The 13239-nt window shown below is 53.0% G+C and carries 11 protein-coding genes; 6 read left to right on the forward strand and 5 right to left on the reverse strand.

All coding sequences use genetic code 11. The annotated features are described in order from the left end of the window. Positions 1-66: 66 nt before the first annotated feature. Entirely contained in the window at positions 67-1155 is a 1089-nt protein-coding gene (locus B2Z72_RS03810) for a polyamine ABC transporter substrate-binding protein (RefSeq protein ID WP_414716376.1), read from the reverse strand. 190 nt (positions 1156-1345) lie between these two features. Further along, positions 1346-2686, reverse strand: a complete 1341-nt coding sequence (locus B2Z72_RS03815; RefSeq protein ID WP_296984368.1) for a glutamine synthetase family protein — start codon at positions 2684-2686, stop codon at positions 1346-1348. 318 nt (positions 2687-3004) lie between these two features. On the opposite strand from B2Z72_RS03815, the gene B2Z72_RS03820 reads away from it, so the two are divergent. From B2Z72_RS03820 to modF, 5 genes are all read left to right on the forward strand, one after another. After that, positions 3005-4288: an NAD(P)/FAD-dependent oxidoreductase gene (locus B2Z72_RS03820; protein ID WP_296984367.1), complete on the forward strand. Its 1284-nt coding sequence runs from the start codon at positions 3005-3007 to the stop codon at positions 4286-4288. Between the two features lie 239 nt (positions 4289-4527). Next, positions 4528-5178, forward strand: coding sequence for a TetR/AcrR family transcriptional regulator (locus B2Z72_RS03825; RefSeq protein ID WP_296984366.1), 651 nt, complete (start codon positions 4528-4530; stop codon positions 5176-5178). A gap of 148 nt (positions 5179-5326) precedes the next feature. After that, the gene (locus tag B2Z72_RS03830) at positions 5327-6388 is read left to right on the forward strand and encodes a hypothetical protein (RefSeq protein WP_296984365.1); all 1062 of its coding nucleotides are present in this window, start codon (positions 5327-5329) and stop codon (positions 6386-6388) included. Positions 6389-6412: 24 nt separating this feature from the next. After that, positions 6413-6757, forward strand: coding sequence for a histidine triad nucleotide-binding protein (locus tag B2Z72_RS03835; RefSeq protein ID WP_296984363.1), 345 nt, complete (start codon positions 6413-6415; stop codon positions 6755-6757). A 118-nt stretch (positions 6758-6875) separates the two neighbouring features. Beyond that, entirely contained in the window at positions 6876-8306 is a 1431-nt protein-coding gene (modF, locus tag B2Z72_RS03840; protein ID WP_296984362.1) for a molybdate ABC transporter ATP-binding protein ModF, read from the forward strand. 90 nt (positions 8307-8396) lie between these two features. Here the strand turns inward: modF and B2Z72_RS03845 are convergent, their stop codons facing one another. Then, positions 8397-8558: a hypothetical protein gene (locus B2Z72_RS03845; RefSeq protein WP_296984361.1), complete on the reverse strand. Its 162-nt coding sequence runs from the start codon at positions 8556-8558 to the stop codon at positions 8397-8399. A 314-nt stretch (positions 8559-8872) separates the two neighbouring features. Here B2Z72_RS03845 and B2Z72_RS03850 point away from each other — a divergent pair, with 314 nt between their 5' ends. After that, on the forward strand, positions 8873-10162 hold the full coding sequence (locus B2Z72_RS03850; protein ID WP_296984359.1) for an HD-GYP domain-containing protein: 1290 nt from the start codon (positions 8873-8875) through the stop codon (positions 10160-10162). Positions 10163-10211: 49 nt separating this feature from the next. Here B2Z72_RS03850 and B2Z72_RS03855 read toward each other — a convergent pair whose 3' ends face one another. Continuing rightward, positions 10212-11384 (reverse strand): hypothetical protein, encoded by a 1173-nt coding sequence (locus tag B2Z72_RS03855; RefSeq protein ID WP_296984358.1) that lies wholly within the window; start codon positions 11382-11384, stop codon positions 10212-10214. Between the two features lie 83 nt (positions 11385-11467). Then, positions 11468-13239, reverse strand: a 1772-nt coding sequence (gene ilvD, locus B2Z72_RS03860; RefSeq protein ID WP_297004198.1) for a dihydroxy-acid dehydratase, incomplete at its 5' end; no start/stop codon positions are given.

The following is a 13239-nucleotide window of genomic DNA, read 5'->3' on the forward strand; positions in this document are numbered from 1 at the left end:
AAAGCCCCGCCAGTGTTAACACTGGCGGGGCTTTTACCTGTTTAACCGAAAGGTTAACTCATCTGATCAGCGACCGGTTTTGATATCGGTCCAGGTGCGGGTCAGGATGCGGTCAATTTTTGCACCACGGATTTTGCTTGGGTACAGTTTGGCCTTGGTTTCTTCTGTTGGGTAAACAGATGGGTTGTTGGTCACTTCAGGATCCTGATATTTAGGTGCTTCAGTGTTCGCGTTAGCGTAAGCAACGTAGTCAGTTGCACGGGCGATCACTTTTGGATCCAACATGTAGTTGATGAATTTCAGAGCGCCTTCAGTGTTTTCAGCGTCTGCCGGAATTGCCATCATATCGAACCAGATCTGAGTACCTTCTTTAGGAATTACGTACTCGATGCTGACGCCGTTTTCAGCTTCTTCTGCCTGGTACTGAGCCATCAGTACGTCACCAGACCAGCCTACAACCACACACATTTCGCCGTTAGCCAGTGCATCGATGTAGCCGGAAGATGCGAACTTGGTTACGTATGGACGCAGTTCTTTCAGCAGCTTGGCAGCTTCGCTGTCGCCTTTATACAGTTTTGAATCCGTGCTGTTCGGATCCTGACCAACATAGTGCATGGCCAGTGGGAAAATTTCGTCAGAAGAGTCGAGGAAGTTCACACCACACTTGGACAGTTTTTCCAGGTTTTCTGGTTTAAATACCAGATCCCAGCTGTCGACCGGTGCATCATCACCCAGAATTTCTTTAATTTTGTCTACGTTGTAACCAATACCTGTGGTACCCCACATGTAAGGAACACCGTAAGCATTGCCCGGATCCTGAGATGCCAGAACGGCCATCAGGTCTTTATCCAGGTATTTGTAGTTTGGCAGTTTGGATTTATCCAGCTTCTGGAAAACGCCGGCCTGAATCTGACGGCCGAGGAAGTGGGAAGAAGGCACAACCAGGTCGTAACCGGATTTACCGGCCAGCAGTTTGGCTTCCAGCACTTCGTTGCTGTCGAATACGTCGTAGGTAACTTCCATGCCTGTTTCTTTGGCGAACTCAGGAATGCTTTCTTCGTCGATGTAGTCTGCCCAGTTGTAAATGTGCAGTTCTTCAGCCTGAGTTGCCGGAGCAATAGCTGCCATACCCAGGGTGATGGCTGCTACAGACATCTTCAGGCGCGACTTAAGAGTTTCCTTCATGTTATTTCCTCTCACAGATTCAGGAGTTTTACTTTTGCATTATTAATCTAACAATTTATCAGCTTCCTGCATTGCTATGCAGTGTTGTTCTCTACTTTAAATAGGTTTGTTGTAGCGCTGATCTACCCCCTCGGGGGTAGATCGTCGCCAATTGCCCACTTTATACAGTTAACAGCAGATATTCACGTTCCCAGGAGCTGATCACCTTATGGAAGGTTTCATACTCAGCACGTTTCACGCCAATAAATGCATCAACAAAGTCAGAACCCATAATATCGCGCAGTTCCGGGCAGTCTTCCATCAAACGCAGACCTTCTTCCAGAGTCCGTGCCAGTTCGACGGTATCGCCTTCTTCTGCCGCCGCATCGTAGGTTGGCTTGGTTGGCTGTAATTTGCCTTTCATACCCAGATAACCACAGGCCAGACTGGCGGCAATCGCCAGATATGGGTTGGAGTCAGCACCAGGGAAGCGGTTCTCAATCCGGGTGCCTTCCGGTGGCGCTTCCGGGATACGCAGACCCGCTGTGCGGTTGTCGATACCCCACTTCATATTGATCGGCGCGGCAATTTCTGGTGCAAAACGGCGATAAGAATTCACATTCGGTGCAAAAAAGCTGATCGCGTGCGGTGTGTATTTCTGCAGACCACCGAGGTAGTTGTAGAACATTTCACTGAAAGTGCCGTCTTCACGCACGAATACGTTTTTGCCGTCTTTATCGACGATGCTCTGGTGAATGTGCATGGCACTGCCAGGCTCATTCTGCATCGGTTTTGCCATAAAGGTGGCGTAAATGCCGTGCTTGATGGCGGTTTCACGCAGGGTACGTTTAAAGAAGAATACCTGGTCAGCCAGATACAGCGGATCGCCGTGCAGGAAGTTGATTTCCATCTGCGCAGCACCGGATTCGTGAATCAGGGTATCCACTTCCAGATCCATGGCTTCGCAGTAGCTGTACAGGGTATCAATCACCGGATTGAACTCGTTGGCAGCATCGATACTGTAAGACTGACGTGCGGTTTCCTGGCGACCGGAGCGGCCAATGGCAGGGCGTAGTTCAGCGTCAGGGTCGTGATTCTTCTGAATCAGATAAAATTCCATCTCCGGTGCAACGATCGGCTTCAGACCTTCTTTTTCGAATAAGGTCAGGACTTTACGCAGCACAGTACGGGTTGCCAGTGGGTGAAGCTGGCCATCGGAGGTGTAACAGTCATTAATGACCTGTGCAGTCGGCTCATCGGCCCAGGGCACCAGGCGGAAAGTGTCAGGGTCCGGATGCAGATGCATGTCGCGGTCACTGGCATCCACCAGATCATAGTGGTTGTCTGCCCATTCGCCGGTTACCGTCTGTACCAGAATACTTTCCGGCAGGCGGCCACTGGTTTCGGCCAGGAATTTTTTGGTCGGATAAAATTTTCCACGGGCATTACCAGTCATATCCGGCAGGATGGATTCAACTTCTGTAATTCCATGTTCTGTGAGAAACCTTTCTACGGCTTCCATAAATCACCTTTGCGTTTACGCATAACTTATTGATTTTAGACCCATATTTTTGCCTTTGTTGAAATAAGGCGGCGGGAATACCGTGAACGGCATCACGGTACAAAACCGATAATGTCTGAGTACAGGTCTAACCCGAAACATTATTCGGGTTATAGATTATGTAAAGGTCCCGGCTAAATCAATCCGGTGAGATAAAAAAATGTTCAGAATGTAAACTGTAAAAAATTGAAAACCTGAAGTATTATTCGGTTTCTGGTCCCGGTTGCGGGTGGTTTGCAGGCCTGTAGCCTGACTTTACGTGTTAAGAAGGTTTTGGAAATGAGCAGTTCCGGTTACGAAGATAGCTACTACGTTGATACCGCCATTGATATTGGCGCTTTCCCGGCGCTTGCGTCGGAGGTTGAGGCGGATGTTTGTGTGATAGGTGCCGGTTTCACCGGTCTGTCGGCGTCGCTGCATCTCGCAGAACGTGGCTATTCCGTTACGTTGCTGGAAGCCAATCGTGTAGGTTGGGGCGCATCTGGTCGTAATGGTGGTCAGGTGTGTCAGGGCCATAACCAGGATGCTGAAGATCTGGTGGCGAAAGTGGGCATGAAAGACGGTAAGGCATTGTTCGATATGTCGGTAGAATCCGTTGAGTTAGTGCGCCAGCTGATCGAAAAACACAACATTGAATGCGATCTGAAAAAAGGCATCGCGTATGTTGCTGCACGTAAATCAGACATCAAAGACATGCACGATTCTGCTGCCTATATGCAGAATGAAATGGGCTACGACCGGGTACGCAAACTGAGTACTCAGGAAGTACAGGACATGCTCGGCACGGATCAGTATTTCGGCGGTAAGTTGTGGAAAGATGCGCTGCATCTGCATCCGATGAACTATGTTCGCGGCCTGGGTAAAGCCGCCGCTGCCGCTGGTGTGAATATTTACGAAAACAGCCGGGTAAAAAGTTACCGCGCCGGTAAAAACGCAGAAGTTGTGACCGAAGGCGGTAAAGTAAAAGCCAAATACATTCTGGTCGCCTGTAACGGCTATCTGGATAAACTGGAACCACGGGTGGCCGGTAAAATTATGCCGATCCGCAGCCTGATGCTGGCCACTGAGCCGCTGTCAGATGAGATGTGTAAACGCATTAACCGTGATGACGTAGCCGTTGCCGACTCCAAATTCGCGGTGAATTATTTCCGTACCTCCGGCGATAACCGCTTACTGTGGGGGGGGCGTGAAACCTACACCGGACGCGAGCCGAAGGACGTTGGTCAGTTTGTGCGCGGTGCCATGATCAAGCGCTACCCGTATCTGAAAGACGTGAAAATTGACTACGGCTGGTCCGGCCAGCTGGCGATTACCTTAAACCGTCAGCCGCATTTCGACCGTCTGGAAGAAAACCTGTTTGTGGCTCAGGGCTACTCAGGTCATGGTGTGGCACTGGCAACGCTGGGCGGTAAGCTGATGGCCGATGCTATTTCTACCTCTGCCGAGAAATTCGACCTGTTTGCCCGTTACCCAACACCGTCTTTCCCGGGGGGTACTCTGCTGCGTAAGCCGGGTCACATTCTGGGCATGATGTATTACGTGTTCCGCGACAGCTTTATCTGAGAACATTTCTCAAAATCCGGGCACAGGCTGCTTATGGCACCTGTGCCTTTCTGGTTTTTATGCCTGACTGAAAGTGCGGATTGTCGTTCCATTTTTTGTCTTTGTTTAATTGAGGCAGGCAATTGTCATCCGATGAATGTTACCCTCGGGTCTGACGGATATAATTGTCTGCCGGCGCTGACCATAGATCGTCGGACAGAAACACCTGAAAACCATGAAAAACGAGCACAAGAGCCGCCGTGGATAAACCCCAGAAAAAACAGAATCTCGCCCCCCGTAATGCCCCGGTTCAGGGACGTTCGCGGGAACGCTCACGACAGATCCTTGATGCAACCAGCGAGCTGCTGGAAAAAGTCGGCTTCGACGACCTCAATACTATTCTGATTGCCCGCGAAGTCGGCATATCCGTTGGCTCCCTCTACCACTATTACCCCAATAAGCACGCCATTCTGTTTGCCATGGGCAGCCGCTGGCTGGAAGAAGTGGAAGCCGCGCTGGACAGTATCGCTCTGTGGCCGATTGAGGAAATGGACCGCGAAGAGCTGGTGGATAAAATGCTGGCGGCCAATCTCAAAGCCTATAAACAGCAGAAAGCAATTCTGACCCTGGTGCAGGCCATGTTCGCCGTGCCTGAGCTGAGGGAACTGGATGAGCGTCACGATGAGATGTACATCTCGCGTATGGCAGAAGTGTTCAAGCGTATGGGTAGCAAAGCGCATATCCGTGAGCGCGAGCGCATGGGCCGCATGTATCTGGAAATCACTCACGCTGCCTGTCTGGTGATCGTGCATCAGAAAGGCCAGCGCGCACAGCGCACGCTGGAAGATCTCAAACTTATGGTGATGACGTTTCTCAGCAGCCATCTCGATAGCGTCGCTGACCTGGACTGATCAGTCTGAGTCAGCGACTGCCTGTTCTCTCAAAGCCAGTCTTTCAAGGACCAGAACCTCAGAACTAAACCCTCAAGGACCAAACCCTCAGAACCAAACCCTCAGAACCAAACCCTCAGAACCAAACCCTCAAGGACCGAAGCAAAGCATGAAGTACACCACCTACGCCCGTGAAGGCGAACTTTTCTGTATCGATGACCAGCGCCTGATGCGCCAGATGCTGCTGATTTTTGGCGCCCCTTTTTTACTGGCTGGCGCCGGAGTTCTGGCCAATGTGCTTTATCGTTGGCTGTTTACCAGTGAGCAGGTACCTGGCGGAATGGTGGTTTTTGCCCTGTTCCCGTTATTGTTCGGCAGTTTTCTCATTTCCTTCCGCTTTACCCGTTACCTCAGTACCGACGGACGCAACATGATCACCCGTCACCGCATATTGTTTTTCAGCTGGGAGGAAAAGCAGCCGCTGGCGTCGTTCTCAAAAATTCAGCTGAAGTGGGTCGCCGTTCATTCAGGCGGTAGCAATCAAAGCAGCAAGCGTATGGTCGGTGTGGTGCTCGATACCCGTTATGCGGAAACCGAGCTGTCCGCCGATTCCGAGTACGAAATCGCGCGCAGCAAGGCTGAACAGCTGGTGAAGAGTTTTAATAAGCCGCTGGAAGACCTTACCAGCGCTGAGCCGGTTATCACCGCGCCGGAAGACATTGATCGTAAGCTGGTTCTCACACAGACCGATATGCCCGAGCCGCCGGAAAACTGCGCCATCCGTCTGGCGAACACAGAACAGGGGCTGCGCTTTACCATGCCGTGCAGGGAAGGGCTGCCGTTTGGCGGTATATTCCGCATGATCGTTCTGGTGATCGGCGGCCTGTATATGCAGTCCAGACTGGACGGCAGCGTGCCCCATGGCTTTGCCGTGGGGTTTGATCTTGCGCTCTATCTGGCCGTTATATTTAACGTGATTCAGGCGTTTTACCCGTACTACTTCCGCCCCTGGATCGAGGTAAGCAAGCAGGGCGTGCGGGCAAAGTTATCGGCCTTTAAGAAACCCGTGGATCTCCGCCTGAGCGGGCTGGAAGAAGCGCGGGTGAGTAAAAATAAAATTATTCTGCGCGCCGACGGCTTTTACGCTGCTATTCCGGTGAACAGCAGCCCGCAGGATGCAGAGTTTATGTTGCAGATCATCAGGTGGCTTGCCACTATACAGTCCCGCTAACGAACAGAGAGTCAGGATCAGCGTATGTCTGAAGACACTATTTTCGGCAAAATCATCCGCGGCGAACTGCCGGCCGATATCGTTTATGAAGACGATCAATGCATGGCCTTCCGCGATATGTATCCGGCGGCACCCACCCATATTCTGGTGATTCCGCGCAAACCCATTCCCCGTCTGTGCGATGCCACGGCAGAAGATCAGGCGCTGCTCGGTCACCTGATGCTGACCGCCAATAAAATCGCTGAGCAGGAAGGGATGGGCGATAAATTCCGTCTGGTGATCAATAACGGTGAAGGTGCCGGTCAGTCGGTATTCCATCTGCATCTGCACATTATTGGCGGCCGTCCGCTGAAGTGGCCTCCGGGCTGAAGGCGCGGTATTCTTAACGCGTTTCCCATCAGGCCGGATACTGTTCCGGCCTGTTTGTTTCTCCGGTCTGACGGCGTTCTGCCGTGGCCGTTCTGATAAGTCTGTGCGGATCTTATTCATGCATTTCAAAGATATTCTTGCCCGTCTGCACGACGGACGTCATCTGCAGGTTGCTGACTGGCAAATGAATGCCGGCGAATTCTGGGCCATTACCGGTACCAACGGCAGCGGTAAAACCGTGCTGTCATTGCTGGCGGCAGAGCGTGTGGTATTAAGCAAAGGCACGGCAGACAACCTGCCGGTTAATGTGTCTTATGTATCGCTGGAAGCTCAGGCCGAGCAGATTGAAACCGAGCGTAAAGAAGACGAAAGCGATCTCAATGACAGCGCCGACAAAGGCACACTGATCCGCGATTTTCTGGCACCTGTAGAAGACGTCGAAGCGTGGGTTGAGAAGCTTGGTATCCGCCATCTCCTGGATTCAGGTTTCCGTGCCTTATCCACCGGCGAAAGTCGTAAAGTGCTGTTGATTAATGCCCTGCGTGAACGCCCGGATCTGCTGGTGCTGGATGAGCCGCTGGAAGGTCTGGATCAGACCAGCCGTGCGGCTCTTAGTGAAGCACTGGATCAGCTACAGGCAGAAGGGCAGGCGATTCTGTGGGTGGCTAATCGTCTCGATGAGCTGCCATCTTGGATTTCTCATGTGGCGTTTATGCACGACGCGCAACTGCTGTATCAGGGCACGAAAGAGGATGTACTGGCGCAGCCGGAATTGCAGGGCCTGATGCATTTCGACCGGCCATTACCGGATTTCCCGCCAGCGCCGCGTGAGCGACTGCAGCTGGAAGATGGTGATCCGCTGGTGGGTATGAAGAATGTGTCGATCAGCTACGATGGCCGTGAATTATTCTCTGAGCTTAACTGGCGCGTTGAGCCGGGTGTGCACTGGGCGATTCAGGGGCCGAACGGCTGCGGCAAAACCAGTCTGCTGCAACTGATCACAGGCGATAACCCGCAGTGCTACCGCAACGATTTAAAACTGTTCGGAATTCAGCGCGGCAGTGGTGAAACCATCTGGGACATCAAAAAACATATTGGTTTGGTGTCGGCGTCTCTGCAGTGGGAATACCGTGCCACCACCAACGTGCTGAGCACGGTTATTTCCGGTCTGTATGACAGCATTGGTCTGTATCAGAGCACCGGCGATGACGATAAAGTGCTGGCGCTGCAGTGGCTGGACATCATCGGCCTGCGCGATAAAGCCAACAAGAGTCTGCAGCATTTATCCTATGGTGAGCAGCGTCTGGTGCTGATCGCCCGGGCACTGATTAAACAGCCGCCGCTGCTGATTCTGGATGAGCCCTGTCAGGGGCTGGATGATCCGAGCCGTATGTTAGTGCTCGCTTTCATTAACCGTCTGGCGGAACAGAAAGAGATTACCCTGCTGTACGTCACCCATCACCCGACGGAAATTCCTGACGTGATTGATCACCGTCTGCTGTTTACCGCAGCTGATGGCCGCAGCACGATTGAGGTGACCGGCGTTTAAGCCCTGCTTTTTGACGGGGCAGGTCTTAACGTTATGAGCTTAACGTTTGGGGGAGTAACTGTTCAGGGAGTAACCGTACTCCCTGAACATTCAGGAACGCAGCGCAGATTCCGGCGCATCGGTCGAATAGACCTGGGCCGGGGCTGTATGTGGTTTGCCCAGCCACAGGCTGATGCCGAGCAGGCAAACGGTGGAAATCAGTAAGACACCGGCCCAGCGGACACGGCGGTTATAAACGGCTTCTGCAGACATGGATTCTGTCTCCCGATCGGTTCATCGCTACTGCAATATAATCGTCATATTGCGCTTATCGGGAATGAGTATCAATATTCGATTGCGATTCATTCTTACTTCTTTACAAAAAGCATCAGCCGGCCGCTGACTTCTGAGCGGGGCAACCGGGCGGGGTAACTGCATGGGGTAACTGCGTCACAGTTGTGCTGAAAATGTTCTGTAAAAAGCGCCACCTGTATCGAATGTCAGCTTCCGCGCTCTCGCGCTTTTGCCATCTGCCTATAAACTGAACAGAGAGTCATCAGTATCTTTGTTTTAGGCGCAGGCACCCTTTGATCGCATCTGTCACCACCACCCGTAACGGGCAGAAGTACCGTGTACATAAACGTCAGGTCCGCAAACAGCTGACCGTGGCGGAGCTGACTGTCGGCATGTACGTGGTTGAGCTGGATATCCCCTGGGAAGAATCGCCGTTCCTGTTTCAGGGGTTTCTGCTGGAAAGCGAAAAAGACATCCACATGGTGCAGGATCACTGTAAGAGCGTGTGGGTGGACGTGGTCGAAGAAGACTGGGTTCCCCTCGATAAAACCAAAAACACCCAGCGGGTTACCCGCACCCGCTACGTCGAAAAGCAGGATATGGCGCGCCAGCTGAGCGAAGCCAACCGCACCTATCAGGCGGCCAAAGTGCAGGTGAAGCAGCTGTTTGCCAGTGCGCATCTGGGCCAGGCGCTGAATATGAAGCAGGCGCAGGTGATGGTGAAAGACTGCGTACAGCGGGTGATCAGTAACCCCAACGCCATGCTGTGGCTGACACGGCTGAAGCATCAGGATGAGTACACCGCTGAGCATTCAGTGAACGTGTCACTGCTGGCGATTTCCCTTGGTCAGCATCTCGACCTTGCCCCTTATGAGCTGGAAAACCTCGGCATCTGCGGCCTGATGCACGACATCGGCAAGATGAAGGTGCCGGATGAGATTCTGAATAAACCCGGCCGCCTGACGCCGGAAGAATTTGAAGAAATGGCGCGCCATACCACCTATGCCCGGCAACTGCTGATGGGGCGCTCGGATATTTATCCGGGGGCGGTGGATGTCGCCTGGACGCATCACGAACGGCTGGACGGTAAAGGCTATCCACGCGGTATCGACAGCACAAAAATCTCGCTGTTTACCCGCATTGTCTCAGTGGTGGATGCGTATGACGCCATGACCAGCGACCGGGTTTATAAGGCCGGTATGTCATCGCTGGAGGCAATGAAAATCCTCAACAAAAACGCCGGTACCCAGTTTGATAAAGAAGTGGTGAAGAAGTTTATCGCCATGATCGGCCTGTATCCGCCGGGCTATCTGTTGCAGATGACCAATGGCGAAGTGGGCATTATTTTATCGGCGGATGAAGGTTATCAGCTGAAGCCCAGGGTCATTATGATTCTGGATAAGAACAAACAGCCGCAGCCGGAGCAGATTATCAATCTGGCGATGAACCCGGTCGACCGTGATGGCCAGCCTTACAAGGCCGACGGCGTATTCCGCAGCGGTAACTTCGGTGTCAGCGTCAGTGACTATATTCAGCGCGGCCTGCGCATCAAAGGCTTTGAATACAGCCTGAACGATAACTGATTTCTGCCCGGCTTACGTCCGGGCTCAGTCCTGATTTTTATTATTGGCGTCAGTCCTGATTTTCGTTGTCGGCGTCAGTGCTGTTTTCTGCGCTTTCGCTTTCAATAGTAGATTCCGCAGTACCTGCGTCCGCAGCGGCTTTCACGCCTTCCGTCTGCTCTCCATCTTCATCACTATCGCCGAAAAAGACATTCTGCGTTTTGTCTGAAGTCGCTTCTGTTTCTGCGCCTGTGTCCGTCTGCGGCGGCAGCTGCAGAGTAATATCGGCACCACTGTTCAGTGCGCGCTGATACTGGCGTTCACGTTCTCGGATGGCCTGAATAATCGCCAGTGCCTGATCACGCAGATCCATATGACGCAGGTCTTCACCGCCGATAGCGGAGGAGATGTCATGCAGATAGCTTTCAAAATCCAGCGCCTTCTGTTCCGCCTGCACCGCCGTCAGCCCCTGCAGTTTCTCTGCCGCGCGGCCCATATACAGCGCATGCTGTGCAGTACGCAGGGCACGCAGACCGGCTTTACGGCCCAGCTCGCGGTCCTGGTATTGTTCACTGATGGTCAGGCGCGCATCTTCTACCCGGTCACGGGCGGCGGCAAAAGTCAGTGGAGCGGTGCTGTCGGCGTCTTCATCTTCGGCTTTCTGCAGCGTCTGCTGCGCCGGTTGCCAGTGCACCGCCAACATGGTCATAGGTTCCAGTTCGGTGAGTTCCTGCAACACAGACGGTGAGCGTTTGATCGCGCGGACTTTCTCACCGGCTTCGATCAGTTTGATCAGATAGCTCATATCTTCCATGGCGTCTGTGTATTCCACCGGCAGGGCTTTATCGGCGTGAATTTCCAGCAGAACAGCGTTCTGGGCGATCAGAGGGGACAGGGTTTCCTGCACATCCTGTTTATTTTCCAGTGCTGTTTTTAACAGCCCCTGCAGTAATGCAGAAGACGCCAGCAGGGCATCGTTATTACCGGCCAGATCATTGCGCTGTACTTCGGTCATGGCGTCTTTAATGCGCTGCATATGCAGGGGCGCATAAAATTCCAGCTCTTCTCTTTGCGCGGTGTCATACGCCTGATTGGCAGCAGTCAGGGCTTTTTCGCTGTCATTACCAAAACTGCTGAGCACCTGATTAGTGAGATCTGAAAGATCATCAATACCGGCAAGCCGAGGACTGGAGCAGGCGCTGAGAAAGGAGGCAATAAACAGCAGGGAAAGAAGACGCAACATAAAAAAATCCAATAAAAAAGCCCGTACAAATCGCTTTGTACGGGCCATTATACGGATGATATCCGCGATGTCCTGACTGATTATTAATCCAGCAGGGATTTATCGCGGACAGCACCTTTGTCGGCGCTGGTGGCGAACTTGGCGTATGCCTTCAGTGCCACGCTGACTTTACGTGGACGCTCTTCAGCTGGTTTCCAGCCTTTGGCATCCTGTTCAGTACGGCGGGTGGCCAGCTCTTCGTCGCTCAGCAGAACGTCGATGCTGCGGTTCGGGATGTCGATTTTGATCGGGTCGCCGTCTTTCAGCAGACCAATGGCACCACCGGCAGCGGCTTCCGGTGAACAGTGGCCGATAGACAGACCAGAAGTACCACCAGAGAAACGACCGTCGGTCAGCAGCGCACAGGCTTTACCCAGACCTTTGGATTTCAGGTAAGACGTCGGGTACAGCATTTCCTGCATACCCGGACCACCTTTTGGCCCTTCGTAGCGGATGATAACCACATCGCCTTCTTTCACTTCGTCGCCCAGGATACCAGTCACTGCGCTGTCCTGAGACTCAAAGATTTTCGCTTTACCTTCAAACACCAGAATGGACTCATCCACACCGGCAGTTTTTACCACGCAGCCATCTTCAGCGATGTTACCGTACAGAACCGCCAGACCGCCTTCTTTTGAGAACGCGTGTTCGAGGTCGCGGATACAGCCTTCAGAACGGTCGCCGTCCAGTGTCGGCCAGCGGGTGCTCTGGCTGAACGCTACCTGAGTCGGGATACCGGCAGGGCCAGCTTTGAAGAACTCAACCACTTCCGGCGATGGGCTGCGCATGATATCCCAGGTATCCAGCGCGTCTTTCATGGTGGCGCTGTGTACGGTTGGCAGATCGTTGTGCAGCAGACCGGCGCGGTCGATTTCACCCAGAATACCCATGATGCCACCGGCACGGTGTACGTCTTCGATGTGGTATTTCGGGGTGTTCGGCGCCACTTTACACAGCTGCGGAACCTTGCGTGACAGAGCGTCGATTTCTTTCATACCGAAATCCACTTCCGCTTCCTGAGCGGCTGCCAGCAGGTGCAGGATGGTGTTGGTCGAACCACCCATCACGATGTCCAGGGTCATCGCGTTTTCGAACGCTTTGAAGCTGGCGATAGAACGTGGCAGTACAGACTCGTCTTCTTCTTCGTAATAACGCTTGGCGTTTTTCACGATCAGACGGGCAGCTTCCAGGAACAGGTTTTCACGGTCAGCGTGGGTTGCCACGATGGTGCCGTTACCTGGCAGAGACAGACCAATGGCCTCGGTCAGACAGTTCATGGAGTTAGCGGTAAACATACCGGAGCAGGAACCACAGGTCGGGCAGGCGCTGCGTTCGTACTCTTCGACTTTTTCGTCAGAAGCAGAATCGTCAGCGGCGATCACCATGGCATCGACCAGATCGAGCTTGTGCTCAGAGAGCTTGGTCTTACCGGCTTCCATCGGGCCACCGGAAACAAACACGACCGGAATGTTCAGGCGCAGAGCCGCCATCAGCATCCCCGGGGTGATTTTGTCGCAGTTAGAGATACACACCAGTGCGTCGGCGCAGTGTGCATTCACCATGTATTCCACGGAATCGGCGATGATTTCACGGGATGGCAGGCTGTACAGCATACCGTCGTGACCCATGGCGATACCGTCGTCCACAGCGATGGTGTTGAATTCTTTTGCCACGCCGCCGGCTTTTTCAATTTCGCGCGCGACCAGCTGCCCCATATCTTTCAGGTGAACATGGCCCGGTACGAACTGAGTAAAGGAGTTGGCAACGGCAATAATCGGTTTATGAAAATCTTCATCCTTCATGCCGGTGGCGCGCC

The organism is Thalassolituus sp. UBA6592 (assembly GCF_002433655.1).
GTDB lineage: Bacteria > Pseudomonadota > Gammaproteobacteria > Pseudomonadales > Oceanobacteraceae > Venatoribacter.

Bases quoted from the DNA above. Each gene is read 5' to 3' on its own strand.
- B2Z72_RS03810 (WP_414716376.1), bottom strand. From the start codon at position 1,155: ATGTCTGTAGCAGCCATCACCCTGGGTATGGCAGCTATTGCTCCGGCA.
- B2Z72_RS03815 (WP_296984368.1), bottom strand. From the start codon at position 2,686: ATGGAAGCCGTAGAAAGGTTTCTCACAGAACATGGAATTACAGAAGTT.
- B2Z72_RS03820 (WP_296984367.1), top strand. From the start codon at position 3,005: ATGAGCAGTTCCGGTTACGAAGATAGCTACTACGTTGATACCGCCATT.
- B2Z72_RS03830 (WP_296984365.1), top strand. From the start codon at position 5,327: ATGAAGTACACCACCTACGCCCGTGAAGGCGAACTTTTCTGTATCGAT.
- B2Z72_RS03835 (WP_296984363.1), top strand. From the start codon at position 6,413: ATGTCTGAAGACACTATTTTCGGCAAAATCATCCGCGGCGAACTGCCG.
- modF (WP_296984362.1), top strand. From the start codon at position 6,876: ATGCATTTCAAAGATATTCTTGCCCGTCTGCACGACGGACGTCATCTG.
- B2Z72_RS03845 (WP_296984361.1), bottom strand. From the start codon at position 8,558: ATGTCTGCAGAAGCCGTTTATAACCGCCGTGTCCGCTGGGCCGGTGTC.
- B2Z72_RS03855 (WP_296984358.1), bottom strand. From the start codon at position 11,384: ATGTTGCGTCTTCTTTCCCTGCTGTTTATTGCCTCCTTTCTCAGCGCC.